Consider the following 25,380-nt stretch of genomic DNA (forward strand, 5'->3'; position numbering starts at 1 on the left):
CATGGCTGACGCAATCAAGAAAGTCTGCGTGATCGGCGCCGGCACCATGGGCGCCGGCATCGCCGCCCAGGTCGCCAATGCCGGCGTGCCGGTGCTGCTGCTCGATATCGTTCCCAAGGAAGGTGGCCGAAACGCCATTGCCGAGGGTGCGGTCGCCAAGATGCTCAAGACCGACCCCGCGCCGTTCATGAGCACGCGCGCCGCCAAGTTGGTCGAGACCGGCAACATCGAGGATCATCTCGATAAAATTGCCGAGTGCGACTGGGTCATCGAGGCGGTCATAGAGCGCCTCGACATCAAGCAGGGCCTTTACGCCAGGATCGAGGCGGTGAAGCGCGAGGGCACGGCGGTCTCGTCGAACACATCGACGATCCCGCTCGCCACCCTGGTCGAGGGGCGATCGGACGCGTTCAAGCGCGACTTCCTGATCACCCACTTCTTCAACCCGCCGCGCTACATGCGCCTGCTCGAGATCGTCGCCAGTCCCGACAGCGATGCCGCGGTTGTCGCCAAGGTCCAGGCCTTTGCCGACGTGGCCATGGGCAAGACCGTGGTGCGCGCTAAGGATACACCCGGCTTCATCGCCAATCGGATCGGCACGTATTGGATCCAGCTCGGCATCAACAACGCCATCGACCTCGGCCTGAGCGTCGAAGAGGCGGACGCCGTTGCCGGTTCCCCGATGGGCGTGCCCAAGACCGGCATCTTCGGCCTCGTCGATCTGGTCGGTATCGACCTCATGCCGCATTTGAAGGCGAGCCTCACCGGCACGCTGGCCAAGGACGATCCGTACCAGGCGATCGCCCGCGATATCCCGCTGATCGAGAAGATGATCGGCGAGGGCTACACCGGCCGCAAGGGGAAGGGCGGCTTCTACCGGCTCAACCGCGACAAGGGTAAGAGCCGCGAGGCCATCGACTTGTCGACCGGCGAGTACCGCGCGAAGGTGGACGCACGTGCTCCTGGCGGTGCCGCCGGTAAGGGTGACTTGCGCGCGCTGGTCGAGACCAAGGGCAAGCTGGGCGACTACGCCTGGGCCTTGGTCTCGGGCACGCTGGCTTATGCTGCCATGCTGGTGCCCGAGGCGGCTGACGACGTGGTCGCGATCGATGATGCGATGAAGCTTGGCTACAATTGGAAGGCTGGGCCGTTCGAGATGATCGACAAGCTCGGCGCCAAGTACCTTGCCGACCGCCTTGAAGCCGAAGGCAAGCCGGTGCCGCAAATCTTGCGCACGGCCGGCGAGCGCACGTTCTACCGTGTCGAGAACGGCAAGCGCCAGTTCCTGGGCCTTGGCGGCGAGTACCACGACGTGGTGCGGCCCGAGGGTGTGCTGCGGCTGGCCGACTTCAAGCTGGCCTCCAAACCGCTGCTCAAGAACGCCTCTGCCGCGCTCTGGGATGTGGGCGATGGCGTCGTCTGCCTGGAATTTACCGGCAAGATGAATGCGCTCGACGGTGAGGTCATGAAGCTGATCGGGCAGGCGATCCCGCTGGTGGCGCAGAGCTACAAGGCGCTGGTCGTCTACAACGATGCCGACAGCTTCTCCGCCGGCGCGAACCTCGGCCTCGCGATCTTCGCGGTGAACATCGCCGCGTGGAGCGAGATTGAGAAGCTCGTTGCTGGTGGGCAGATGGCCTACAAGGCGTTGAAATACGCGCCGTTCCCCGTCGTCAGCGCCCCCGCTGGCCTGGCGGTCGGCGGCGGGTGCGAGATCCTGCTGCACTCCGACGCAATCCAAGCGCATGCCGAGCTCTACACCGGCCTGGTCGAATGCGGCGTCGGGCTGATCCCGGGCTGGGGCGGCAACGGCGAGATGCTTGCCCGCTGGCGCGACGCACCCGGCATGCCCAAGGGCCCGATGCCGGCGGTCGCAAAGGTGTTCGAGACGGTTTCGACCGCGACCGTGTCGAAGTCCGCGCAGCAGGCGAAGGAGCTGATGTTCCTGCGGCCCGACGACGGCATCACCATGAACCGCGATCGCCTGCTCTACGACGCCAAGCAGAAGGCGCTGTCGCTGGTCGAGGGCTACAAGCCGCCCGAGGCACCGACCTTCCGCCCACCCGGCGAGAGCGGCCACGTCGGTCTCAACATGGCGGCGGAAGGCTTCCGCAAGCGCGGCATGGCGACCGACTACGACATGGTGGTCTCGGACTCGCTGGCGACGGTGCTGTCGGGCGGCGAGCACGACTACGTCGACACTGTCACCGAGGCTGACCTGCTCACGTTGGAGCGCCAAGAGTTCATGCAGCGAGTACGCGACAAACGCACGGTGGCGCGGGTCGAGCACATGCTCGAAACCGGCAAGCCGCTGCGCAATTGATGTGATGAGGGCGCGCAAGACGCGCCCTCCAGGAGAGTGACATGCAAGTCTACGAAGCACCCCTGCGGGATATGAAGTTCGTCCTCCACGAACTCCACAACGACGACGGCTTCGGCAACATCGAAGCCTTGGAGGAGTTCACCCCCGACCTCGTCGACGCCATTCTGGAAGAGTCGGCCAAGGTCGCGCAGGAGATCCTCTTGCCGCTAAACCGGACCGGGGATGTCGAGGGTTGCACGCTCGAAAACGGCGTCGTGCGTACGCCATCGGGCTTCAAGGAGGCCTACGCTCAGTTCCGCGATGGCGGCTGGTGCGCGCTGGCCTCCGATCCCGAGTGGGGCGGGCAGGGCCTGCCCGAGCAGGTCAACAAGATGACCGAGGAGATGATCTGCGCTGCAAACGTCGCCTTCAGCCTCTACCCCGGCCTGACGCACGGCGGCACCACTGCGATCGAAGGTCATGCCAGTGACGAATTGAAGCGCCGCTACCTGCCCAAGATGGTCTCGGGTGAGTGGTCGGGCACGATGTGCCTTACCGAAGCGCACTGCGGCACCGACCTCGGGCTGCTGCGCACGAAGGCAGTGCCGCAAGGTGACGGCAGCTATAAGCTGACTGGCTCCAAGATCTTCATCTCGGCCGGCGAGCACGACCTCACCGAAAACATCATCCACCTCGTGCTCGCGCGCATGCCCGACGCCCCTCCGGGTGTGAAGGGCATCAGCCTGTTCCTGGTGCCGAAGTACCTGCCGAAGGAGGATGACACCCCGGGTCCGTCGAACGGAGTCTCCGTCGCCGCAATCGAGCACAAGATGGGGCTGAAGGCCTCGGCCACCTGCCAGATCAACTTCGACGATTCGACCGGTTGGCTCGTCGGCGAGCCGCACAAGGGCATGGCGGCCATGTTCACGATGATGAACACCGAGCGTGTCTCGGTCGGCATCCAAGGCTTGGGCGTCGGGGAGGCGGCGTACCAATCGGCCGTCTACTACGCCAAGGACCGCCTTCAGGGTCGCTCGCTTTCGGGCGTGAAGAACCCGAACGGCCCCGCCGACCCGATCATCGTCCACCCCGACGTGCGCCGCATGCTGATGACGATGCGCGCCTACAACGAGGGCTGCCGCGCCATCACCGGCTGGGTCAGCCGCGCGCTCGACGCCGAGAAGCACGCCACCGACCCCGAGGTGAAGCAGCGTGCATCGGACTTCGTGGCGCTGATGACGCCGGTGGTGAAGGCGCTCTTCACCGATCTCGGCTTCGAGAGCGCGAACCTTGCAGTGCAGGTCTACGGCGGTCACGGCTACATCGCCGAGAGCGGCGTGGAGCAATACGTGCGCGATGCCCGGATCGCGATGATCTACGAGGGCACCAACGGCATCCAGGCGCTCGACCTGGTCGGCCGCAAGCTACCCGCGCACATAGGCCGCTACTTGCGCAGCTTCTTCCACCCGGTGTCGAACTTCGTTGAGGCCAACAAGGCCGACGCGAACCTGGGCAAGATGGTGGAAGGTCTGGAGAGAGCCTTCGGCGCGCTGCAGCTCTCGACCGCCACCATCGCCGAGAAGGGCATGCGCGATCCGGAGGAAGCCGCCGCCGCCGCGACCGATTACACGCGCCTGCTGGGCCTCGTGGCGATGGGCTACTGCTTCGCCAAGTCGGCCTTCATTGCGCAGGAGAAGCTGGCAAGCGGTTCGGACGAAGCCGATTTCTACAAGGCCAAGATCGCCACCGCGCGCTTCTTCTTCGACCGCATCCTGCCGCAGACGACGACCGCGTTCCTGGCGATCAAGTCCGGCAAGGCGTCGATGATGGCGCTGGAAGCGGCAGCGTTCTAGATGACGGCAGCGGGCGGCACATCCTGCTCAGCCGAGCGGATGCGCCGTTCCACCGCCTGGAAGATCGCATCGAGGTCATCGATGTCCGCGTCTATGACCTCGTTCCACTCGGCGAGCACTTCGGTGAGCGCCTGGTGGACTTGCGCCGATCGAGAGCCGGGTATCACCACGGGAATGTGCACCGGACGATGCGGCCAGGAGTGCCCGGTCAGGTTGTTGTAGAGCCAGCCTGCAGCGCCCAAGGCCAGGACGTTGATGACGATCGTCAGCAGATGCGCTGCGCCCCAATGCTCTGGTCCGGTCGCGCCCAGCGCATAGAGCAGCGCGCAGGCACCCCCGGGTGGGTGTAGGCAGCGCAGCAGGCTCATGGCGCCGATCGCAAGTCCGACGCCAATGCTCGCACCCAGTAAAGGTACGCCGAGCAGATGGCCGGCGACTAGCCCCGCCATCGCAGACACGACGTTGCCGCCGATCACCGCCCATGGCTGCGCCAGTGGGCTCGCCGGTACTGCAAACACCAGTACTGCCGAAGCGCCGGCCGGCGCCACCAGCCAGGGGAGGGCAGGATTGCCCGCTCCCAGGATCAGCGTGCCGAAAGTCCCTGCCGCTGCAATCCCGAAGACGCCGCCCAACGCGCCGCGCAGCCATCCCAGATGCCCGAAAGCGGCGCGGGGAGGGGCGGCAAAGGTGCGGCGAAGGAGGATGGGCACGGTCGGATCTCGGATGCGGATAGCTCGCCTGGCCCATATGGCAGCGCAACAGAGCGCGCCAGACTGCTTGACGCCCCGCCTGTCAGCTCAGCGTGCTCTCGCGCAGGTCCTGCGACCGGCGTAAGAAGCGCGCATGGACGACTTCAATCCTCGCGCGCTTTTGCAGGACCTGTTCTACACAGCGGTCGCCGCGGCGGACCCGATGAAGGTGGTGCCAGCCTGCTTGCCGCAGATCCCAAGAGGCCGCACGATCGTCGTCGGCGCCGGCAAGGCATCCGCTCGGATGGCGCTCGCATTCGAGCAGGCGTGGCCGGGAGACATGAGCGGCGTGGTCGTCACGCCCTACGGCCATGCCGAACCGTGCGAACGCATTCGCGTGCTCGAAGCCGCCCATCCGATACCCGATGGCACCGGCCTGCAGGCCAGCCAGGCGCTGCTGGAGGCGGTAGCCGGTCTGACCTCCGACGATCTGGTCGTCGCCCTGATCTCGGGTGGCGGCTCTGCGCTGCTTCCCGCGCCGCCGCCGGGAGTGACGCTCGCCGACGAGCAGGCGTTGAACGCGCAGCTGCTCAAGAGCGGATTGTCCATTTCCGAGATGAACCTGGTGCGCCGGCAGGTCTCGTTGATCAAGGGCGGACGGCTGGCGCAGGCGGCAGGCCCGGCGCACGTCGTCACTCTCGTGATTTCCGACGTGCCGGGCGATAATCCTGCACATGTCGCATCCGGACCGACCGTCTCAGGTGGCGGCACTGCGATCGAGGCGCTGGCCGTAGCTCAGCGCGCAGGGCTGGACCTTCCGCCCGCGATCATGGAGCACCTGCAAGAAAGCGCGCAAGTGGTCGAGATCCAAGCGGTCCGTCAGCACGACACTGTTCGCGTTATCGCCTCGGCAGCGTTGTCCCTGCAGGCGGCGGCCAGGCACTGTCGCGAGCATTATGGCATAGCATGTGAAATCCTGTCGGATGCTGTTGAGGGCGAGGCTCGCGAAATCGGCACCGATCACGCGCTCCGGGCAAGGCAGCTGCAGGCTGCTCGCGGCGCAGGGCCGCTCGTCTTGCTCTCGGGCGGGGAGACCACGGTGACGGCGCCGGGAAACATCGGCAGGGGAGGGCGCAACACTGAGTTCGCGATGTCCTTCGCGCTCGGACTTCACGGCAGCACCGGCATCCACGCCTTGGTAGCCGATACCGACGGCGTCGACGGTAACAGCGCCGCCGCGGGTGCCTACGCCGATAGCGACAGCATGGCCCGCCTGCACGGCGCCGCCATCGATCCTTTAGAGGCGCTTGCCGCTCACGACACCGGCTCGGCTTTGGCTAAGGTCGGCGACCTCTTCGTCACCGGACATACGCGCACCAACGTGAATGACTTTCGGGCGATCTATCTGGAACCACGGGGTGCGTGAGGCTTGATCGTCCGGCCGGCTTGATTGATCGACTTCCGCACTGCTAGGCTCCTGAAGCACCTCCCAAACCCGCGCAAATCAGCCATTCTCCCGTTCCCATGAAACTTTTTTGAAAATAGTGTTTGACCGAATCTGAGGTGGTCCATATATGCCGCTTCACCGGACGGGACGACGCCACTGAGTGGCTCCACTGCCTGGTCGCCAACATGACGGACAACTAAGTCCCCCACCTGAAAAGCGGGGGATGATTGGTTGTCCGGCTTTACTGTTCGGCGGAGATGGTTGCCAGGGTTTCTTGGTGTTGATCTCGGTTCTTTGACATTGTTGGTTTTAGATGAAGGGACATGTGGGCGACGGCGCCCGGTCCGGGGGTCTTTGGGCTCCGGTAACCGGTAACAAGTCGATGCCTCAAGTTGCCACTCACGAGCGTAGCTTGTGTGGTGGTAATCAGCATGTCCTTCGTATCCATTACGTTTGACAAGTGCAGGTATCGGCTCCCTGAAGTTCGGTGNCGCCCGCCCTGCCCGACTTCGCCGAGCCGGAGCTGAACCCTGGGCAGCGCGAGGCTGCCAATATCTTCGTGGCGGCCGTGCGCGACGGCGGCTTTGCACCCTTCCTGCTCGACGGCGTGACCGGCTCGGGCAAAACCGAGACGTACTTCGAGGCCGTAGCCGAAGCCTTGCGCACCGGCCGGCAAGTGCTCGTGCTGCTGCCCGAAATCGCGCTGACCGAGAACTTCCTGCGCCGCTTCGAGCAGCGCTTCGGCGTGCCGCCCATCCTGTGGCACTCCTCGCTCAAGTCCAGCGAGCGGCGCCGCGCCTGGCGTGCGATCGTGCACGGACAGGCACAAGCGGTGGTCGGCGCCCGCTCGGCGCTGTTCCTCCCCTACGCGCGGTTGGGCCTGATCGTGGTGGACGAGGCGCACGAAGTCTCGTTCAAGCAGGACGACGGGGTGCGCTACAATGCGCGCGATGTGGCGGTGATCCGCGCGCGCTTCGAAGGCGTGCCGGTAATCCTCGCCAGTGCGACGCCCGCGCTCGAATCACTGCAGCTGGCCGAGTCCGGCGTCTACACCCGCATCGAACTGCCCGACCGCTTCGGCGGCGCGCAGCTGCCCGACGTTCGGATCGTCGACTTGCGCAGCGAGGCGCCCGAGCGCGGCCGGTGGCTGGCGCCGCGCCTGATCGAGGAGATGAAGGCGCGGCTCGCGCGGGGCGAGCAGTCGCTGCTGTTCCTGAACCGACGTGGCTATGCGCCGCTGACGCTGTGCCGACATTGCGGCCACCGCTTCCAGTGTCCCAATTGTACCGCCTGGCTGGTCGAGCACCGCTTCTCCAGCCGGCTTGCATGCCACCATTGCGGCCATGAGACGCCAGTGCCCGAGGCGTGCCCCGAGTGTGGCACCGGCGACTGCCTGGTCGCCTGCGGCCCTGGCGTCGAGCGTATCGCCGATGAAGTTGGCGAGCTGCTGCCTGACGCACGCGTGGCCGTGGTCACCTCCGACACGCTGAACTCGCGCGAGGCGGTCGGGCGTTTCGTGGCACAGGCGGAGGAAGGCGCGATCGACGTGATCGTGGGCACGCAGCTCGTCACCAAGGGCTACCACTTCCCCGAGCTGACGCTGGTGGGCGTGGTCGATGCCGATCTCGGCCTCGAAGGCGGCGACTTGCGCGCCGGTGAGCGGACCTACCAGCAAATCGCTCAGGTCTCCGGCCGCGCTGGACGCGGCGAGAAGCCGGGCGAAGTGCTGATCCAGACACGGCATCCCGAAGCCGCGGTGATCTCGGCGCTCGCCTCCGGCGACCGCGACGCATTCTACGAGGCCGAGACTCAGGCCCGCCGCGAGGCTGGCGCGCCGCCGTTCGGCCGCTGGGCGGCGATCATCGTGTCCAGCGAAGACCAGTCCGAAGCGCAAGTGGCCGCCCGCGCCATCGGCGGCACCGCGCCCGACCAGCCCGACATGCTGGTGCTGGGTCCGGCGCCCGCCCCCATGGCGCTGCTGCGCGGGCGATATCGCTATCGCCTGCTGATCAATGCCCGGCGCTCGGCCGAACTGCAGCGGTACTTGCAGGAGTGGCTCGGCCCGTTGCAGTTCCCGCAAGGCGTGCGGGTGGCGATCGACATCGATCCGTACAGCTTCGTGTAGCTGAAAAGCCGTGTGACTCGTCGCCCCGGCCTCGACCGGGGACCGGTTGCGTCACGATGAGAGCTCGGCAACGGACTCGGCAAGGTTGCGGCTCAGCGTCCAGCCCGGCGGTTGGACGTATAACTCAGCCGTGTTCTTGCCTCCGGCGCCATGTCGCCGGCGCCACCCCGCGCGCTTTCTTGAACGCGCGCGAGAACGCCGCTTCGGATTCGTAGCCGACCTCATCGGCGATCTGCGCCAGTGTTGCGCGGGTGCCGACAAGCTTCTGCGCCGCCACCTGCATCCGCCACTGCGCCTGATAGGCCATCGGCGATGTTCCCAGCAGGCGCTGGAAGCGCTCGCCCAAGGCAGAGCGCGAAAGCCCCGTCTCGCGCGCCAGGGCCTCGACCGTCCAGTTGCGTCCGACGTCTTCGTGAAACGCACTCAGCGCCCGGGCCACATGCGGATCGCGCAGCGCTGCCAGCCAGCCCGCCGCTTCCTGGCTCAGTCCGGCGACGTGACGGCGCACCGCCTCGATGAACAGCAGTTCGGACAGCTTGGCGAGCACGGTCGCGCTGCCGGGGCGACCGCTGGCGATCTCGTGCGCGGCGTACTGGAAGGTTGAGCGGATCCAATCGCCCTCTCCCCCCTCACCCACGGCCAAGTGCAGCAGCCGCGGCAGGTGGGCGATCACCGGGTTGCCCTCCGCAAAGTCGCAGCCGAGCCAGCCGCAGATCATCCGCACTTGATCCCCGCCGCCGCCGTGCACGATCCGGTACATGCCTTCCCCGTCGGGCTCTGCCACGTCGATCGACGGCGTTGGATCGATAGCAAGGTCGCTGCCGATGTGGTGCACGTCGTTTTGCGGGAAGATCACCACTTCGTTGGGCCGCAGGCGCACCAGTGTCGCGGGCTGATCGGCCACGCGCACCCACGGTTCGCCCGATACGATGAAGTGATACTGGATGAGGTGGTTCGCCGGCGCGAGATAGGGCGAGCAAGCCTCCGGCACCATCTGCGAGGCCACGCACCATGGGGCCGAGAACTCTGCGCGCAGGAACACGCCGCCCGAAAGGCGCGCGACCCGCAGCACATCCGACAACAAGTCCATCGTTCCCCCCTCCACCGGCAAACAGTGCCCGCCGCTTTCGGCATCGCGATCATGAACGGCGGCAGCCCAGTCATGGTCCGCACGAGCCCGCCGCGGCAAAGCGTCCACAGAAACATCGAGATAGCACACCTGCAAAGATAAGGAGAAGAACGATGGACGCTCTCGAAGAACAGATGACCACCGACACTGTAAACGGTATTGATATCAACGCCGTGAAACAGCTCGTCGGCGAAGTCGATCGCGATCCGGCACGGGGAATGACCAACTGGCGCGTGGTGTCAGACTGGCAGGATCAGACCTGGAGCCGCGCGCGAGTCGAGGAATACGGCATGAGCGGTGAGAAGGTCGAACGCAGCTTCACCATCGACATCGACGAGCCCCACGAACTCGGCGGCTCCAACCGTTTCGCCAACCCGCAGGAGATGCTGCTCGCGGCGCTGAACGCCTGCATGATCGTGGGCTACGTCGCCCAGTGCGCCTTGCTCGGGATCACCCTCACCGACCTGCAGATCGAGACGCGCGGCGACATCGACCTGCGCGGCTTCTTCGGCCTCTCCGATCAGGTGGCGCCGGGCTACGAGGCGCTGGACTACACCGTGCGGATTGCCGGCGACGGCACGCCCGAGCAGTTCGAGCAGGTCCACGCTGCGGTCATGCAGACCTCTCCCAACTTCCACAACGTCGCCCGTCAGGTTGAACTGCGCCCCCGCTTCGTGGTGCAGTGATCGTATCAGCGCCGTGCCCGTCCCAAAGGGCATGGCGCCGAGGGCGGGATCGCGCGTTAGCCTTGGCGCGCATGACCACGCTTGTTCCCATCCTCGGCGATCAGCTCAGCCGTAACCTCGCCAGCCTCGACGGATGCGACAAGGCAGGCGCCGTCGTGCTGATGATGGAGGTCTGGGACGAGACCACTTACGTGCGCCACCACAAGCAGAAGATCGTGCTGATCCTCTCTGCCATGCGCCACTTCGCGGCTGAATTAGAGGCGCAAGGATGGAGGGTCGACTACGTCCGGCTGGACGATCCGGCGAACTCCGGCAGCTTCACCGGCGAAGTCGCGCGAGCGGTGGAGCGGCACGCGGCCGAGCGGGTCCGCGTGGTCGAACCTGGCGAGTGGCGCGTGGCCGAGATGATGGCGGGCTGGAAGGACAGCCTCGGCGTTCCGGTCGAGATCCTCACAGACGATCGCTTCCTGTGCAGTAAAGAGGAGTTCTACGCCTGGGCGCAAGGCCGCGACCGGCTGCTCATGGAGAACTTCTACCGCGACATGCGGGTGCGCACCGGCCTGCTGATGAACGCCGACAAGCCCGAAGGTGGGCAGTGGAACTACGACAAGGAGAACCGCGCCGGCCCCGACCTGTTCTTGGCGGCTCCGCCGGTAGCAGGGTTCCCGCCGGACAAGATCACCCGCGACGTAATTGCCCTGGTCGAGGCGCGGTTCGGCAATCACTTCGGCAGCCTGGAGCGCTTCCGCTGGCCGGTTACCGCTAAGCAAGCGGGCAAGGCGCTCGACAAGTTCATCGTCGAGCGCTTGCCCGAATTCGGCCGCTATCAGGACGCGATGAAGTGGGGTAAAGACGACCTGTTCCACTCGTTACTGTCGACGTCGATCAACCTGGGGCTGCTGGACCCGCTGGAGGTCTGCCGCCGCGCCGAGCGAGCCTACCGCGAGCGCAAGGTGCCGCTCAACGCCGCCGAAGGCTTCATCCGCCAGATCATCGGCTGGCGCGAGTACATCCGCGGCATGTACTGGTACGAAATGCCGGGCTTGCGCGAGGCGAACGCGTTGCAGGCGGACAGGCCGCTGCCCGAGTTCTACTGGACCGGCGAGACGAAGATGCGCTGCATGGCCGACTGCGTCCGTTCCACCCGCGACAACGCGCATGCGCATCACATTCAACGGCTGATGGTGCTGGGCAACTTCGCGCTGCTGGCCGGCGTGATCCCGCAGGAGCTGGAGGACTGGTTCCTGGTGGTCTACGCCGACGCATACGAGTGGGTCGAGCTGCCCAACGTGGCAGCTATGGCGCTGTGGGCGGACAAGGGCCGGCTCGCCTCCAAGCCCTATGCGGCGAGCGGCAACTACATCAACAAGATGTCGGACTACTGCGGCGCCTGCCACTACGACGTGAACAAGAAGACGGGCGAGCGGGCCTGTCCGTTCAACCCGCTCTACTGGCACTTCCTGGTTCGCCATCGCAAGCTGTTGGAGAACAACCACCGGATCGGCCGAGTCTATGGCACCTGGGACAAGATGGAGCCTGCCAAGCGGCAGGCGTACCTAGACAGCGCCGAAGCCGTTCTGGGCGAACTGGTGCCAGCGGCGAAGGGCTGGGCGCGGTGTTGATCTTCTCCCCGATGGAGAGAGGAGCAGATGTCGCTATCCCCGCTCGCGCCGCAGCAACTCGCGTTTGATATCGAGCCCATAGGCATAGCCGCCCAAGGTGCCATCGCTGCGCACCACCCGGTGGCAGGGGATCAGCACCGCCACGTTGTTCGCTCCATTGGCCGAGCCCGCTGCCCGTACCGCGCCCGGCTTGCCGACGGCCGCAGCGATCTGGGCATAGCTGCGCGTCTCGCCATGCGGGATGCGCTGCAGTTCCTGCCACACGGCTTGCTGAAAAGCCGTCCCCTGCACGTCGAGCGGGATCGCGCGCGATTGCCCCGGCTGCTCGACAGCGGCGATCACCTCGGCCAGCAGCGCCGTGAAATCCGGCCCACCTTCGACCAGCTCGGCGCGCGGGAAACGGCGGGCGAGCGCCTCGGGTCCTTCCGCGAAGGACAGGCGGCACACGCCCTTGTCGGTCGCTGCAACCAGCATCTCGCCCAGCGTGGTCGGCACCACGGCCCACCGGATCGTCACGCCCGCGCCGCCGTTGCGCCATGCCGAAGGTGCCATGCCCATTTTCCCCTCGCTCGCCTCGTAGAACCGGGAAGGCGCACCGTAGCCTGCCGCGTAGACCGCCTCGGTCACGCTCGCACCTTCGCTCAGCACCTCGCCGGCACGTTCCAGCCGCAGCGCACGTGCGTAAGCCGCAGGGCTGAGTCCGATCGCGCGCTTGAACACACGCTGGAAGTGTGTGGTCGAATAGCCGGTTGCCTGCGCCAGTTGCTCCAGCGTGACGACATCCCCGCCGCCATCGGCCCTCGCGCGCAGCAACGCCAGGGCTTGCGCCACCGCCGCCTCGTCACGAGCAATGTCGCCAGGCAGGCAGCGCTTGCACGGCCGCAAGCCCGATGCCTCCGCCTCGGCGATGGTCGCATAGAAGCGCACGTTCTCGCGGTGCGGATGGCGCGCGGCACACGAGGGCCGGCAGTAGATCCCCGTTGAGTGCACGCCGGTGACGAAGCGACCGTCGAAGGTCCGGTCGCGGGCGAGCACAGCCTTCCAGGCTTCCGTGTCTGCGATCATGCCGCCTTCTCCATGGCTCCATCGCTACGCTCTATCTGCGCGGCGAAACAGCCGTACGCTGCGAAGTGCGCCAGGATACAAGCAACGCGAGTGTCCGCAAACAGCAGCCGGATCGCCATGTCCCCATCGCCTGGATGCGCAAGCTTGGCATCGACGATCAGGCCGTCAGCATCGAAACCGCGCAACGAGAGCGCACGACTATCGAGGGTGTCGGGCAGGCGATCGACGAAGGGCAATGCCGGTTCGCTCTGCGGGCCGACATAGATCGCGTAGGCGGTACGGAACGGTCCGGGTACGTCATGGTTCACGTAATTGAGCAGGATCAGCGGCTCGCCCGCGTGCGCATCGCGCAGTCCGATCCGGCAGGGAAAGCCGCGCTCCGCATCGGCGATGATACGCCGCGCACCGGCAGCAGCTAGCTCGGCATCAGTCATCCCGAAGAAGTGCTCGAAGGCTTGGCGCGGCAACCCGGTCAAGGTGTATGTCATTGTCTTGGCTCCCGATCTTGGATCCTTCCCGCCATCTAGCCGGCTCGCGCGACACCCGCTTCCCGCACCTTGCGCCCAAAGCTAAAACGCTTGTCCCCAGCCTGTCCTGCCCGCCTTGCATCATGACAGAATCGTCGCTATGCGCCGGCCATCTGGGGGACAAAGCGCGGTTTCGCGCCTTCGCTGGCGTGCCCCAGGTTCAATTACGCCACCTGGATGCAAGGATAGGACACGCGTGGAGAATTCCGGCGGAATCAAGGCCAGTCTGCAGGGGCGCTATGCTTCGGCCCTGTTCGACCTCGCCAGCGAGCACGGCACCGTCACCGCCGTTGAGGGTGACCTCGACCGGGTCGAGGCTGCCATTCGCGAAAGCGAGGACTTCGGTGCTCTCATCCGCAATCCGCAAGTCAGCCGCACCGACGCTGCCAAGATCATGGACGCTATCGCGCCTGTCCTTGGCCTGTCCGACCTGACAAAGAACTTCCTGGGCGTGCTCGCCGGCAACCGCCGCCTGTTCGTGCTGCCCGAGATCATCCGCGCTTTCCACGCGATCGCCGCTGCCCAGCGCGGCGAGGCCACTGCCGAAGTCACCTCTGCCCATGCGCTCACCGACAGCCAGGTCGAGCAGCTGCGCCAGAAACTCGAAGCGCGCGAGGGCCGCAACGTCAAAATCCGCACCAGCGTCGATCCAGAGCTGCTCGGAGGGCTGGTCGTCACGATCGGCTCGAAGCGCATCGACAGCTCGATCCGCACGCGTCTCAATTCTCTCGCCCAGGCGATGAAGGGCTAAGAAGGAACATCCGATGGACATCCGCGCCGCAGAAATCTCGAAGGTCATCAAGGACCAGATCGCCAGCTTCGGCACCGAAGCGCAGGTCTCCGAAGTCGGCACCGTGCTCTCGGTGGGTGACGGCATCGCCCGTATCCACGGCCTCGACAACGTCCAGGCCGGCGAGATGGTCGAGTTCAACGGCGGCATCCAGGGCATGGCGCTGAACCTCGAAGCCGACAACGTCGGTGTCGTGATCTTCGGCTCGGACGCCACCATCAAGGAAGGCGACAGCGTTCGCCGCACCAACACCATCGTCGACGTGCCCGTCGGCAAGGGCCTGCTGGGCCGCGTGGTCGACGCGCTGGGCAACCCGATCGACGGCAAGGGCCCGATCGAGAGCACCGAGCGTCGCCGCGTCGAGACCAAGGCGCCCGGCATCATCCCGCGCAAGTCGGTACACGAGCCCGTGCAGACCGGCCTCAAGGCGATTGACGCCCTGGTTCCCGTCGGCCGCGGCCAGCGCGAGCTGATCATCGGTGACCGCCAGACCGGCAAGTCCGCCGTCGCGATCGACACCTTCATCAACCAGAAGAGCGCCAACCAGGGCACCGACGAGAACAAGAAGCTTTACTGCATCTACGTCGCCGTCGGCCAGAAGCGTTCGACCGTCGCGCAGATCGTCCGCCAGCTCGAAGAGAACGGCGCGATGGAGTACTCCATCGTCGTCGCCGCGACCGCTTCGGAGCCCGCACCGCTGCAGTACCTGGCGCCCTACACCGGCGCCGCCATGGGCGAGTTCTTCCGCGATAACGGCATGCATGCCGTGATCGTGTTCGACGATCTCTCCAAGCAGGCCGTCGCTTACCGCCAGATGTCGCTGCTGCTGCGTCGTCCTCCGGGCCGCGAAGCTTACCCCGGCGACGTGTTCTATCTCCACAGCCGCCTGCTCGAGCGCGCCGCGAAGATGAACGACGATTTCGGCGCCGGCTCGCTGACCGCGCTGCCGATCATCGAAACCCAGGCGGGCGACGTCTCGGCGTACATTCCGACCAACGTGATCTCGATCACCGACGGCCAGATCTTCCTCGAGACCGGCCTGTTCTACCAGGGCGTGCGTCCGGCCATCAACGTCGGCCTCTCGGTCAGCCGCGTCGGCGGTTCGGCCCAGACCAAGGCGATGAAGAAGGTCGCCGGCTCGATCAAGCTGGAGCTCGCGCAGTACCGCGAGATGGCCGCGTTCGCGCAGTTCGGTTCGGACCTCGACGCCTCGACCCAGAAGCTGCTCAACCGCGGTGCGCGCCTGACCGAGCTCCTGAAGCAGAAGCAGTTCTCGCCGCTGACCATGGAAGAGCAGGTCGCCTCGATCTACGCCGGCACCAACGGCTATCTCGACTCGCTGCCGGTCAACAAGGTGACCGAATACGAGGCTGAGATGCTCAGCTACCTGCACTCCGAGCACCCGGCGGTCCTCGCCGAGATCCGCGACACCGGCAAGTTCGAGGGTGAGACGCCCAAGAAGCTGGCAGACGCGCTCGCAGCGTTCGGCAAGCAGTTCGCCTAAGATACGTCGTCCCGGGCTTTGGTCCGGGACCGGCATCCGATCCTGGCCGCGCCGGGACGATTTGGAGATGATTGAGTGGCTTCGCTGAAGGAACTCAAAGGCCGGATCAACTCGGTCAAGTCGACCCAGAAGATCACCAAGGCCAAGCAGATGGTCGCGGCGGCGAAGCTGCGCAAAGCGCAAGCGGCGGCCGAGGCCGCGCGCCCTTACGCCCAGCGCCTGGCCGAAGTGATGAGTTCGCTCGGCGGCAAGATCACCGTGACCGCCAACAGCCCCAAGCTGCTGGCCGGCACGGGCAGCGACAGCGTTCACCTGCTGGTCGTCGCCAACTCGGACAAGGGCCTGGCCGGCGCGTTCAACTCGAATATCGTCAAGGCCGCGCTCGTCGCTGCCCGCAGGCTCGAGGCCGAGGGCAAGACGGTGCTGTTCTACCTGATCGGCCGCAAGGGCCGCCCGGTGATCCGCCGCAACTATCCCAAGTCGATCCTGCAGATGTTCGACACCACCGACGTGCGCAATCCCGGCTTCGACGAGGCCGAGCGCATCGCCGACGAGCTGGTCGCGCTCTACGAAGAAGGTCGTTTCGACGTCGCGCACTTGTTCTTCTCGAAGTTCAGGAACGCACTGACGCAAGAGCCGACCGAGCAGCAGATCATCCCAGTGCCGGCGCCCAAGGCCGCCCCTGCCAAGCAGGGCGACGCCGTGGTCGAGTACGAGCCGGACGAGGAAGAGATCCTCGCCGCCCTGCTCCCGCGCTATCTCAAGACGCAGCTGTTCGGCGCATTGCTGGAGAACATGGCGTCCGAACAAGGCGCGTCGATGACCGCGATGGACAACGCCACGCGCAACGCCGGCGACCTCATCAAGACGCTGACCATTCAATACAACCGCAGCCGCCAGGCCGCGATCACCACCGAACTCGTCGAAATCATCGCTGGCGCCGAAGCGCTCTAAGCATCCGCAGGCAAGGAAAAGACAATGGCAACCGCCCCCGTGCTTAACCAGACCACTACCGGCAAGATCAGCCAGGTCATCGGCGCCGTCGTCGACGTGACCTTCGAAGGCGAGCTGCCGGCGATCCTCACCGCGCTCACGACCGAGAACAACGGCTCCAAGCTGGTTCTTGAAGTCGCGCAGCACTTGGGTGAGAACACCGTGCGCACGATCGCGATGGACGGCACCGATGGCCTGACCCGCGGTCAGAGCGTGACCAACACGGGATCGCAGATCTCGGTACCGGTCGGCCCCAAGACGCTCGGCCGCATCCTCAACGTCGTCGGCGATCCAATCGACGACATGGGCCCGGTCGGCTCGGACATGCACGCGCCGATCCACGCCGAGGCTCCCCCGTTCATCGATCAGTCGACCGAGGCGGCGATCCTGGTCACCGGCATCAAGGTCATCGACCTGCTCGCGCCTTACGCGAAGGGCGGCAAGATCGGCCTGTTCGGCGGCGCCGGGGTCGGCAAGACCGTGCTGATCCAGGAACTGATCAACAACATCGCGAAGGGCCACGGCGGCGTGTCCGTCTTCGCCGGCGTGGGTGAGCGCACCCGCGAAGGCAACGACCTTTACCACGAGTTCCTCGACGCCGGCGTCATCGCCAAGGACGCCGAGGGCAACGCCACCTCGGACGGCTCCAAGGTCGCCCTCGTGTTCGGCCAGATGAACGAGCCGCCGGGCGCCCGCGCTCGCGTCGCTCTGTCGGGTCTGACCATGGCCGAGTACTTCCGCGACCAAGAGGGTCAGGACGTGCTCTTCTTCGTCGACAACATCTTCCGCTTCACCCAGGCCGGCGCCGAAGTGTCGGCTCTGCTGGGCCGTATTCCTTCGGCCGTGGGCTACCAGCCGACCCTGTCGACCGACATGGGCCAGCTGCAGGAGCGCATCACCTCGACCAACAAGGGCTCGATCACCTCGGTCCAGGCGATCTACGTGCCTGCGGACGACTTGACCGACCCGGCGCCGGCGACCTCGTTCGCCCACTTGGACGCGACTACCACGCTGAACCGCGCGATCTCGGAGCTGGGCATCTACCCGGCAGTCGATCCGCTCGACTCGACCTCGCGCGTCCTTGAGCCGCGCGTGGTCGGCACCGAGCACTACGAGACCGCCCGCCGCGTCCAGGAGACCCTGCAGAAGTACAAGTCACTGCAGGACATCATCGCGATCCTGGGCATGGACGAGCTGTCCGAAGAGGATAAGCTCACCGTCGCCCGTGCCCGCAAGATCCAGAAGTTCCTCAGCCAACCGTTCCACGTGGCCGAGGTCTTCACCGGCATTCCGGGCAAGTTCGTGCAGATCGAGGACACCGTGAAGTCGTTCAAGGCCGTCGTCGAAGGCGAGTACGATCACCTGCCCGAGAACGCCTTCTACATGGTCGGCGGCATCGACGAGGCGGTCGAGAAGGCCAAGAAACTGGCCGAAGAGGCCTGATAGGGAGCGCCCGGCCGCAAGGCTCGGGCACCCTGAACTCACCTCCCGCCTGCGGAGGAGTCGGGGGAGGGCATGTGGGCACCCTCCCTTACGAACGAACAAGCCCTCCCCCAGCCCCTCCCGCACGCGGGAGGGGAGATTGAGGACCCTCGGCTAAAGCGAGGGACATTCGACTATGGCACTGCACTTCGAACTCGTGACCCCTGCCCGCCTCGTCCGTTCGGAAGAGGTCCACATGGTCGTGATCCCCGGCACCGAGGGTGAGATGGGCGTGCTGCACGGCCACGCGCCGTTCATGACCACGATCAAGGACGGTCCGCTCAAGGTTTATCGCACCGAGAACGGCGCGCCCGAGGAGGTCCGCATCCAGGGCGGCTTTGCTGAGGTCGGCGCCAACGGCCTGACCGTGCTGGCCGAGCACGTCGAGGGCTGAGCCTGCCGACGCCGGACCTGATCTGAGTTCAACGTTTGCGCTTGGCCGTGCGGGCGTGGAAGTCCGGCGGCTTGTCGGTCAACCAGCGCACGAATTTCGCGATCTCCGGCTCCTGACGCAGGACCAGAGCGTCGGTTCCCCGTCGCGCCAGAGTGGCATTGTCGAACGTCGAGTGCAGCATGCGATGGCAGATCGGATGCACGGGCACCGTCGTCCGACCGCCGCGGCTCTTGGGCAGTGGATGATGCCACTCCACCTTGCGGCCGACCGGTCGATCACACAGCCAGCAAGTCAAATCGTCCTTGTCGCTCATCCCGTTCAAGATGGGCATGCGCAGCCTTGATGCGAAGCGGCGTGGTTCGGCAAAAAGTAACCATGTTTCGGCTAAGGCTGTATCATGAGCCCGAAAGACAGTGGCGGATGAGCCCGACAACCATGCCGCTTGCTGTCACCCCGCTCTCGGCAGACAATAGCAGGGTGAGATTGCGCGACCGCGCAGTCGCGCTACTCGAACGCTCATGGCTGGCACAGTTGCTCGTCCTCGCCGTTTTCGCGTTGATCGCCCGCGGAGCGACATTCGGCGAGTGGAATTTCGATACCGACGAGCAGTTCTACGCGCTTGTCGGCCGCCGCATGCTGCAGGGCGCCACGCTCTACGTCGATATCTGGGACCGCAAGCCGCCGGCACTCTACCTCACGTACGCCGCCATCGCGCTGGTCTCGCCATCGGTATTGGCTTTCCAGCTTGCGGCCACCCTGAGTGCGATTGCCGGCAGCTTCGGGATCGCGCGCCTGGCGCAGCGGGTGAGCGGCACTGTGCCCTCATTGATGGCGGGCATTGCCTACCTCGCCCTGCTCGGTCGTTTCGGCGGCGCAAGCGGGCAGGCGCCGGTCTGGTACACCACGCTGATGATCCTGGCCGCCTGGGCCATCGTTTCGCGCCTCGATCTGCTGCGACGCGGGCACATAGATGCCGTCCTCGTGTGCGGCATGGCTGCGGCGGGCCTCGCCGTCGCCTTCAAGCAATCGGCTGCGATCGAGTGCGGGTTCTTCGGCCTGTTCGTGACCGCCCAGCTAATCGCCAGCCGCGCCGCCCTCTCGCGGATCGTGTCCCGCGTCGTTCTGCTCGCCACGGTAGCCGTGCTGCCGATGGCCGTGACCTTCGCGTGGTACTGGCAGATCGGGCATTTGCCCGAACTCTGGGAAGCGCTGGTCCGATCCAATCTGGCGCGCTTCTACGAGACGCCGTGGGGCCGCTTCGTGCGGTTCCTCGCTATCATCGGCTCACTGGGCATGCCGCTCGCCTTTGCAGTGCTCGGCTGGATCACGCTGGATGCGCCGGACCGCAAGCGTCCGATGGTCGTGTTCATGGCCCTCTGGGCCGGGGTCGCGGTCCTCGCAGTAGCGAGCTTTCCGAACATCTACTTGCATTATGCCATTCCCATTCTGCCGCCGCTTTGCGTGCTGAGCGCCGTCTTCTTCGATCGTCGCTCGATAGGCACGCTCGGCTTTGCCGCGCTGGTGATTGTCGCGATCATCTACGGACACACACTCGATCTTCCGACACGCCTCCGCGCCCACCATGCCGCGCCGGAACTGGTCGCCTACGTCGAGGCACATACGCCCGATCGCAAACTGCTGGTCTGGGGGCTACCCAATTACCTCTATGTGCTGACGGGAGCCACGCCGCCCGGACCGCTTGCCTTCCCCCCTCACCTCTACGAAGGCGCGGAGAGCGGCGCGAGCGGGATCAACGAAGTGGCCGAGATGCGACGCATCATCGCCGACCGGCCACAAACCGTCGTCGTGCAGGATCCGATCCTGGCCTGGCCGATCAACGAGGCGAACGTCGCGATGATGAAGGCTTATCTTACCACCTGCCGGCACAAGGCGCGCTTCACGATCTACGATCACATGGGCGGGCAAGGGCAGATCGTCTACACGCGATGTGGCACGGCTTGAACATGGACGTGACCTCTCCGACGAAGGCTGCTTCGGCGCTGCTGCGCACGCTCGCCGCAGTGCTGCTGATCCTCGCGACTGCGCTCCCGATGCTCCTGCTGCGCACGCCACCGATGATCGACGTGCTCGGCCACGTCGGCCGCTACGCGTTGCAGACGGGCCTTGCCGATCATCCTTGGTGGCAGACGTTCTACAGCTTTCGCTGGCAGGTCATCGGTAACCTTGGGGCCGACCTTCTGGTCGAGCTGCTCTACCCGGCGCTAGGATTGATGGGCGCGGTGCGGCTCATCGTGGTGCTGGTGCCGCTGCTCTCGGCCACTGCGATCCTGCTGCTCTCGCATAAGTTTCACGGGCGCATCACGCCCTTTGCCGTACTGGCGCTCACGTTGATCTACGGGTTGCCCTTCACGTGGGGCTTCCTCAACTTTTCGCTGGCGATGGCGCTGGCGCTACTCGCATTCTGGCTGTGGGTTTGCCTTGAGCGCAGTGAACACACTGTTGCGCGCACACTGCTCCTGGTGCCGCTCGGCCTTGCGGTCTGGACTTGTCACACATTCGGCTGGGCCTTCCTCGGCATCCTGTGCACGGCCGCAAGCCTCGTGCGCACCGGCAGGGCCAAGCGGCCCGTCCAAGCTCTGCTGGCCACGTTCGTCGAGTGTCTGCCGCTGCTGGCACCGCTCATCCCGATGCTGCTGTGGCGCGGCGGTGCGAGCCAGACCGATACCGGCGGCTGGTTCGACATTGCGCAAAAGGCCGGGTGGATCGCAGAGATCCTGCGGCTCGATTCGTCGCCGATCGACATCGTCAGCGCCGGAGTCCTGGCGCTCGCCATCTACGCCGGCCTGCGTGGTCGATACACCAGGATCGAGCCGGTGCCGGGCCTCGCCGCTGCCATCGCCGGTGCCGCCTTCGTGCTCATGCCGCGCCAGATCTTCGGCTCGGTGTTCGCCGACATGCGGCTGGTGCCCTACGCGGCGATGATGGCGCTGCTGGCGATCCGTCCCGCACCACGGCTGCGTCATGCGGCGATGATTGCCGCCCTGAGCTTCCTTGCGCTGCGCCTCGCACTCACCGCGCACGTCTACCGCGAACGCGAGGCCATGGTCGAAGCACAGATGGAGGCGCTCTCGGTGATACCGGAGCATGCCCGCATCGCCATGCTCGTCAGTCTGCCCTGCCCGTCGCAATGGGCAGTTCCCTGGTACTCACACCTCGGCAGCCTGGCGCTCACCCGCAAGGAGGTCTTCGTCAACGACCAGTGGGCGAATTCGAGCATGAACCCGCTCACCGTGCACTTCCCGGCTGCGGGCGAGTTCGCGACCGACGACCGCCAGCTGTTCTACCCACGCCGCTGCAACAACCCCTCACGCAAGCTGAGCGACTCGCTGCGCGGCATGCCGCTGCAAGCCTTCACCCACGTGTGGATCGTGGGCGAGGAAGCCGGCGCGATACCCCCGCGCGCAGGTCTTTCGCAGGTGTGGAAGCGGGCAGACGCAGCCGTGTTCGCGGTCGATGCGCCCGTTCGTGCAGCATCGTCAGCGCATTAGTAAGTTATCAAAGCTTCAACCTTAATAGGGTCTTCAATCGAAACGCATCGCGCTCGACTACGCAGTCGGGCGTGCAAGGGGTTGGTGGATTCATGACGGCATTCGGGCGACGCAGCGGCATCGGCGGAATGAACGCGGGCGCTCGGCCTGCCTTCGGAGTGGCAAAGCCGCTCAAGGGCGCAGTGCCGGATCGCACGCAGCAGGTTCCGCTGCCCGGCGGCGAGCAGTTCCCCCCCGTACCGGGCGCCGACGCGTTCGCGCCGCCGGCAAACTTGCGCGACGATGCGATGAGCCGCCTCGCCGACCGCGCCAACGCCGTGCACACCGATGCCGAGCAGGACGGCTTTGAGGCCTCGATCCACAAGATCAAGGAGCAGGTGCTGCCGCGCCTGCTGGAGCGAGTCGATCCCGAGGCCGCAGCGACGCTCACCAAGGATGAGCTATCCGAAGAATTCCGGCCCATCATCATTGAGGTGCTCGCCGAGCTCAAGATCACCTTCAACCGCCGCGAACAGTTCGCGCTGGAGAAGGTGCTGATCGATGAACTGCTCGGCTTCGGCCCGCTCGAAGAGCTGCTGAACGACCCTGACATTTCGGACATCATGGTCAACGGTCCGCAGCAGACCTACATCGAAAAGAAAGGCCGGCTGCAGCTGGCCGGCATCCGCTTCCGCGACGAGCAGCATCTGTTCCAGATCGCACAGCGGATCGTCAACCAAGTCGGCCGCCGCGTAGACCAGACAACCCCTTTGGCCGACGCCCGCCTTAAGGACGGCAGCCGCGTCAACGTCATCGTGCCGCCGCTCAGCTTGCGCGGCACCGCGATCTCGATTCGTAAGTTCTCCGAAAAGCCGATCACCATCGACATGCTTAAGGACTTCGGTTCGATGAGCGACAAGATGGCGACCGTGCTCAAGATCGCGGGCGCCTGCCGCATGAACGTGGTCATCTCAGGCGGCACCGGCTCGGGCAAGACAACGATGCTCAATGCGTTGTCCAAGATGATCGACCCAGGCGAGCGCGTGCTGACGATCGAGGACGCGGCCGAACTCCGCCTGCAGCAGCCGCACTGGTTGCCGCTCGAAACGAGGCCGCCGAACCTGGAGGGTCAGGGTGCGATCACCATCGGCGACCTCGTGAAGAACGCCCTGCGTATGCGTCCAGACCGCATCATCCTGGGCGAAATCCGCGGCGCCGAGTGCTTCGACCTGCTCGCGGCGATGAACACCGGTCACGACGGCTCGATGTGTACGCTCCACGCCAACAGCCCGCGCGAGTGCCTGGGCCGTATGGAGAACATGATCCTGATGGGCGACATCAAGATCCCCAAGGAAGCCATCAGCCGCCAGATCGCGGAGTCGGTCGACCTCATCGTGCAGGTGAAGCGCCTACGCGACGGTTCGCGCCGCACCACCAACATTACCGAGGTGATCGGCATGGAAGGCGACGTCATCGTCACGCAGGAATTGTTCAAGTTCGAGTACCTGGACGAGACCGACGACGGCAAGATCATCGGCGAATTCCGCCCTTCGGGCCTGCGCCCCTATACGCTGGAAAAGGCGCGCCAGTTCGGCTTCGACCAGGCGTACCTGGAGGCCTGCCTCTAGTCCCCCCCGCCGGTCGCGCCTTAGATCCAGGCCTTCACGGCCGCGCCCAGCATCAGCAGCGCGAGCATCGTCGCCCAGAACGACACTGCCGTCCACGGAACGATACTCACCCTGTCGAGGTCGCTGCGGCGGGCGCGCGCATGGTCGCGCCACCAGGCGACGATGGCGACGATCGCAGCCAGCGTGCCGGCAGCGACCATCCACGGTGCGGAGTTGTCCATCAGCGCGCCCTTGCCCCGATCCGGGGCGCAATTAAAGCGTCTTCGGGTGACCGACCGTCCCGAGCGCCCCCTCTTTGGCCTTTTCCTTCGCACATGCGCGATGCTGCTGCTCTCGACGATGTTCATGCTCGTCAAGGTCGCCGGGGAGAGCGGCGTGGCCGCGCCCGAAGTCATGTTCTGGCGTCAGGCCGTGTCGATCCCGACGCTGCTTATCGGGCTTACCCTGACCGGCAAGATCGGCGTGCTGCGTACGCAGCGCATAGCGAGCCACGCGCGCCGTGCGGCCATCGGGACCTTTGGCCTCCTCTGCAACGTCTCCGCCGCCATGCTGCTGCCGCTAGCGGAGGCGACGACCCTGGGCTTCACGACGCCGCTGTTCGCCGTGCTCATCACTGCACTGGTGCTGCGCGAACACGTCGGACGCTGGCGCTGGACCGCGGTCGTACTCGGGTTTGCCGGCGTCGTAATCATCGCGCGGCCTGGTCATGTCCCCCTCTCCATGCTGGGTGTCGCAGCAGGACTCGGCGCCGGGCTCATCGTTGCGGCGGTCAGCTTTCAGATCCGCGACTTGTCCCGCACCGAAGCGCCGGTCACCTGCGTGTTCTGGTTCGCGTTCTACGGCACCAGTTTCGCGGGCGTGCTGATGCCCGTCTACGCGACGCGGCATGACGCGTGGCAGTGGTTGCTACTGGTACTTATCGGGCTCAGCGGCACCGGAGCGCAGCTCCTGATCACCCTGGCGCTACGCCACGCCGCGGTCGCCACTGTAATCGTGATGGACTACACCGCGCTGGTCTGGTCGACGCTCTACGGCTGGCTGATCTGGGATCGCCTGCCGCCGCGCGTGATCTGGTTCGGCGCCCCGCTGATCGTCGCGGCGGGTCTGATCATCACCTGGCGCGAGCATCACCTGTCCCGCGCGATCTCGCCCGCGACGGCGCTTGAGGAAGATTAATCCTCGTTCGCCGGCAGTCGCGGGAACACGGCGGAGCATCAAAGGTTGTGGCTGCGCAGGCGTCAAGCACGGCTCGTGCCGCCCATGTGAAAGGATCAGAAATGCTCAAGAAAGTCGTCTTTGCGCTCGTCGCTGGCAGCATCGCTCTGGGCGCAACCGCTTGCAACACCGTCAAGGGTGCCGGCAAGGACGTGGAATCGGTTGGGAACGCCGCCGACAAGGCGATGTAAGGGAGATATAGCATGATCAAGAAAGTCGTTTTCGCGCTCGTCGCCGGAAGCATCGCGCTGGGCGCGACCGCCTGCAACACCGTCAAGGGTGCCGGCAGGGACGTTCAATCGGCTGGCCAGGCCGGCGAGGACGTCATCAAGGGCAACTGAGCCGGACGGAAGCGGTCGCCTGAACGGAGCCAAGGCTCTCGTTAGGGCGACCGCAGACGATCCTCTATGTTGTCACATCCCCGCGGATGGTACGTCGGGA

The 25,380-nt window shown here is 65.6% G+C and carries 22 protein-coding genes and 1 pseudogene; 17 read left to right on the forward strand and 6 right to left on the reverse strand.

Features of this window, described 5'->3' with window-relative positions; all coding sequences use genetic code 11:
* The first annotated feature begins 1 nt into the window (after position 1).
* Complete coding sequence (locus GV044_RS12005; RefSeq protein ID WP_159869935.1) at positions 2–2,323, forward strand: 3-hydroxyacyl-CoA dehydrogenase/enoyl-CoA hydratase family protein; 2,322 nt, start codon at positions 2–4, stop codon at positions 2,321–2,323.
* Positions 2,324–2,364: 41 nt separating this feature from the next.
* The gene (locus GV044_RS12010) at positions 2,365–4,155 is read left to right on the forward strand and encodes an acyl-CoA dehydrogenase C-terminal domain-containing protein (RefSeq protein WP_159869938.1); all 1,791 of its coding nucleotides are present in this window, start codon (positions 2,365–2,367) and stop codon (positions 4,153–4,155) included.
* Here GV044_RS12010 and GV044_RS12015 read toward each other — a convergent pair.
* Positions 4,152–4,865: an HPP family protein gene (locus GV044_RS12015; protein WP_236554895.1), complete on the reverse strand. Its 714-nt coding sequence runs from the start codon at positions 4,863–4,865 to the stop codon at positions 4,152–4,154. The two genes, GV044_RS12010 and GV044_RS12015, sit on opposite strands and share 4 nt — an antisense overlap.
* A gap of 133 nt (positions 4,866–4,998) precedes the next feature.
* Here GV044_RS12015 and GV044_RS12020 point away from each other — a divergent pair, with 133 nt between their 5' ends.
* Complete coding sequence (locus tag GV044_RS12020) at positions 4,999–6,270, forward strand: glycerate kinase (protein WP_159869941.1); 1,272 nt, start codon at positions 4,999–5,001, stop codon at positions 6,268–6,270.
* A gap of 512 nt (positions 6,271–6,782) precedes the next feature.
* A pseudogene (gene priA / locus GV044_RS12025) lies at positions 6,783–8,416 on the forward strand (primosomal protein N'); the annotation flags it as partial.
* Positions 8,417–8,540: 124 nt separating this feature from the next.
* Here priA and GV044_RS12030 read toward each other — a convergent pair.
* Complete coding sequence (locus GV044_RS12030; protein ID WP_159869944.1) at positions 8,541–9,506, reverse strand: AraC family transcriptional regulator; 966 nt, start codon at positions 9,504–9,506, stop codon at positions 8,541–8,543.
* A gap of 152 nt (positions 9,507–9,658) precedes the next feature.
* Between GV044_RS12030 and GV044_RS12035 the strand changes: the two genes are divergently transcribed.
* Both GV044_RS12035 and GV044_RS12040 read left to right on the forward strand, forming a co-directional pair.
* Positions 9,659–10,231, forward strand: a complete 573-nt coding sequence (locus tag GV044_RS12035) for an OsmC family protein (protein ID WP_159869947.1) — start codon at positions 9,659–9,661, stop codon at positions 10,229–10,231.
* Between the two features lie 71 nt (positions 10,232–10,302).
* Positions 10,303–11,853: a cryptochrome/photolyase family protein gene (locus GV044_RS12040; RefSeq protein ID WP_159869950.1), complete on the forward strand. Its 1,551-nt coding sequence runs from the start codon at positions 10,303–10,305 to the stop codon at positions 11,851–11,853.
* A gap of 33 nt (positions 11,854–11,886) precedes the next feature.
* Here GV044_RS12040 and ada read toward each other — a convergent pair whose 3' ends face one another.
* Both ada and GV044_RS12050 read right to left on the reverse strand, forming a co-directional pair.
* Positions 11,887–12,918, reverse strand: coding sequence for a bifunctional DNA-binding transcriptional regulator/O6-methylguanine-DNA methyltransferase Ada (gene ada / locus GV044_RS12045; protein WP_159869953.1), 1,032 nt, complete (start codon positions 12,916–12,918; stop codon positions 11,887–11,889).
* Entirely contained in the window at positions 12,915–13,406 is a 492-nt protein-coding gene (locus GV044_RS12050) for a DUF1203 domain-containing protein (protein ID WP_159869956.1), read from the reverse strand. The genes ada and GV044_RS12050 overlap by 4 nt, the downstream gene beginning before the upstream one ends.
* Positions 13,407–13,641: 235 nt before the next feature.
* Here GV044_RS12050 and GV044_RS12055 point away from each other — a divergent pair, with 235 nt between their 5' ends.
* The 5 genes from GV044_RS12055 to GV044_RS12075 all read left to right on the forward strand — a co-directional run bounded on the left by GV044_RS12055 (position 13,642) and on the right by GV044_RS12075 (position 18,608).
* The gene (locus GV044_RS12055) at positions 13,642–14,196 is read left to right on the forward strand and encodes a F0F1 ATP synthase subunit delta (RefSeq protein WP_159869959.1); all 555 of its coding nucleotides are present in this window, start codon (positions 13,642–13,644) and stop codon (positions 14,194–14,196) included.
* A 13-nt stretch (positions 14,197–14,209) separates the two neighbouring features.
* Complete coding sequence (atpA, locus tag GV044_RS12060) at positions 14,210–15,739, forward strand: F0F1 ATP synthase subunit alpha (protein WP_159869962.1); 1,530 nt, start codon at positions 14,210–14,212, stop codon at positions 15,737–15,739.
* A gap of 75 nt (positions 15,740–15,814) precedes the next feature.
* Positions 15,815–16,693, forward strand: coding sequence for a F0F1 ATP synthase subunit gamma (locus tag GV044_RS12065; protein WP_159869965.1), 879 nt, complete (start codon positions 15,815–15,817; stop codon positions 16,691–16,693).
* A 24-nt stretch (positions 16,694–16,717) separates the two neighbouring features.
* A complete protein-coding gene (gene atpD, locus GV044_RS12070) occupies positions 16,718–18,175 on the forward strand; it encodes a F0F1 ATP synthase subunit beta (RefSeq protein ID WP_159869968.1) in 1,458 nt (485 codons plus the stop codon).
* Positions 18,176–18,350: 175 nt separating this feature from the next.
* The gene (locus GV044_RS12075) at positions 18,351–18,608 is read left to right on the forward strand and encodes an ATP synthase F1 subunit epsilon (RefSeq protein WP_159869971.1); all 258 of its coding nucleotides are present in this window, start codon (positions 18,351–18,353) and stop codon (positions 18,606–18,608) included.
* A 28-nt stretch (positions 18,609–18,636) separates the two neighbouring features.
* Here GV044_RS12075 and GV044_RS12080 read toward each other — a convergent pair whose 3' ends face one another.
* Complete coding sequence (locus GV044_RS12080; protein WP_236554896.1) at positions 18,637–18,939, reverse strand: HNH endonuclease; 303 nt, start codon at positions 18,937–18,939, stop codon at positions 18,637–18,639.
* A 146-nt stretch (positions 18,940–19,085) separates the two neighbouring features.
* On the opposite strand from GV044_RS12080, the gene GV044_RS12085 reads away from it, so the two are divergent.
* From GV044_RS12085 to GV044_RS12095, 3 genes are all read left to right on the forward strand, one after another.
* Positions 19,086–20,570: a glycosyltransferase family 39 protein gene (locus GV044_RS12085; protein ID WP_159869974.1), complete on the forward strand. Its 1,485-nt coding sequence runs from the start codon at positions 19,086–19,088 to the stop codon at positions 20,568–20,570.
* 8 nt (positions 20,571–20,578) lie between these two features.
* A complete protein-coding gene (locus tag GV044_RS12090) occupies positions 20,579–22,117 on the forward strand; it encodes a hypothetical protein (protein ID WP_159869977.1) in 1,539 nt (512 codons plus the stop codon).
* 92 nt (positions 22,118–22,209) lie between these two features.
* Positions 22,210–23,724, forward strand: coding sequence for a CpaF family protein (locus GV044_RS12095; protein WP_159869980.1), 1,515 nt, complete (start codon positions 22,210–22,212; stop codon positions 23,722–23,724).
* 20 nt (positions 23,725–23,744) lie between these two features.
* On the opposite strand, the gene GV044_RS12100 is transcribed toward GV044_RS12095, so the two are convergent.
* The gene (locus GV044_RS12100; RefSeq protein ID WP_201299098.1) at positions 23,745–23,945 is read right to left on the reverse strand and encodes a hypothetical protein; all 201 of its coding nucleotides are present in this window, start codon (positions 23,943–23,945) and stop codon (positions 23,745–23,747) included.
* A 46-nt stretch (positions 23,946–23,991) separates the two neighbouring features.
* Here GV044_RS12100 and GV044_RS12105 point away from each other — a divergent pair, with 46 nt between their 5' ends.
* The 3 genes from GV044_RS12105 (at position 23,992) to GV044_RS12115 (ending at position 25,280) form a co-directional block, all read left to right on the forward strand.
* Positions 23,992–24,900, forward strand: coding sequence for a DMT family transporter (locus tag GV044_RS12105; protein WP_236554897.1), 909 nt, complete (start codon positions 23,992–23,994; stop codon positions 24,898–24,900).
* 101 nt (positions 24,901–25,001) lie between these two features.
* Positions 25,002–25,130, forward strand: coding sequence for an entericidin A/B family lipoprotein (locus GV044_RS12110; protein ID WP_159869989.1), 129 nt, complete (start codon positions 25,002–25,004; stop codon positions 25,128–25,130).
* A gap of 12 nt (positions 25,131–25,142) precedes the next feature.
* Positions 25,143–25,280 carry an entericidin A/B family lipoprotein gene (locus GV044_RS12115; RefSeq protein WP_159869992.1) on the forward strand — a complete coding sequence of 46 codons (138 nt, stop codon included), beginning with the start codon at positions 25,143–25,145 and terminating at the stop codon, positions 25,278–25,280.
* Positions 25,281–25,380: the final 100 nt, after the last annotated feature.

This window comes from Novosphingobium sp. 9U, assembly GCF_902506425.1.
Taxonomy (GTDB): Bacteria; Pseudomonadota; Alphaproteobacteria; order Sphingomonadales; family Sphingomonadaceae; genus Novosphingobium.

Bases quoted from the DNA above. Each gene is read 5' to 3' on its own strand.
- GV044_RS12050 (WP_159869956.1), bottom strand. From the start codon at position 13,406: ATGACATACACCTTGACCGGGTTGCCGCGCCAAGCCTTCGAGCACTTC.
- GV044_RS12010 (WP_159869938.1), top strand. From the start codon at position 2,365: ATGCAAGTCTACGAAGCACCCCTGCGGGATATGAAGTTCGTCCTCCAC.
- GV044_RS12020 (WP_159869941.1), top strand. From the start codon at position 4,999: ATGGACGACTTCAATCCTCGCGCGCTTTTGCAGGACCTGTTCTACACA.
- GV044_RS12005 (WP_159869935.1), top strand. From the start codon at position 2: ATGGCTGACGCAATCAAGAAAGTCTGCGTGATCGGCGCCGGCACCATG.
- GV044_RS12095 (WP_159869980.1), top strand. From the start codon at position 22,210: ATGACGGCATTCGGGCGACGCAGCGGCATCGGCGGAATGAACGCGGGC.
- GV044_RS12035 (WP_159869947.1), top strand. From the start codon at position 9,659: ATGGACGCTCTCGAAGAACAGATGACCACCGACACTGTAAACGGTATT.
- ada (WP_159869953.1), bottom strand. From the start codon at position 12,918: ATGATCGCAGACACGGAAGCCTGGAAGGCTGTGCTCGCCCGCGACCGG.
- GV044_RS12075 (WP_159869971.1), top strand. From the start codon at position 18,351: ATGGCACTGCACTTCGAACTCGTGACCCCTGCCCGCCTCGTCCGTTCG.
- GV044_RS12030 (WP_159869944.1), bottom strand. From the start codon at position 9,506: ATGGACTTGTTGTCGGATGTGCTGCGGGTCGCGCGCCTTTCGGGCGGC.
- GV044_RS12115 (WP_159869992.1), top strand. From the start codon at position 25,143: ATGATCAAGAAAGTCGTTTTCGCGCTCGTCGCCGGAAGCATCGCGCTG.
- GV044_RS12080 (WP_236554896.1), bottom strand. From the start codon at position 18,939: ATGCCCATCTTGAACGGGATGAGCGACAAGGACGATTTGACTTGCTGG.
- atpD (WP_159869968.1), top strand. From the start codon at position 16,718: ATGGCAACCGCCCCCGTGCTTAACCAGACCACTACCGGCAAGATCAGC.
- GV044_RS12040 (WP_159869950.1), top strand. From the start codon at position 10,303: ATGACCACGCTTGTTCCCATCCTCGGCGATCAGCTCAGCCGTAACCTC.
- GV044_RS12110 (WP_159869989.1), top strand. From the start codon at position 25,002: ATGCTCAAGAAAGTCGTCTTTGCGCTCGTCGCTGGCAGCATCGCTCTG.
- GV044_RS12100 (WP_201299098.1), bottom strand. From the start codon at position 23,945: ATGGACAACTCCGCACCGTGGATGGTCGCTGCCGGCACGCTGGCTGCG.
- atpA (WP_159869962.1), top strand. From the start codon at position 14,210: ATGGACATCCGCGCCGCAGAAATCTCGAAGGTCATCAAGGACCAGATC.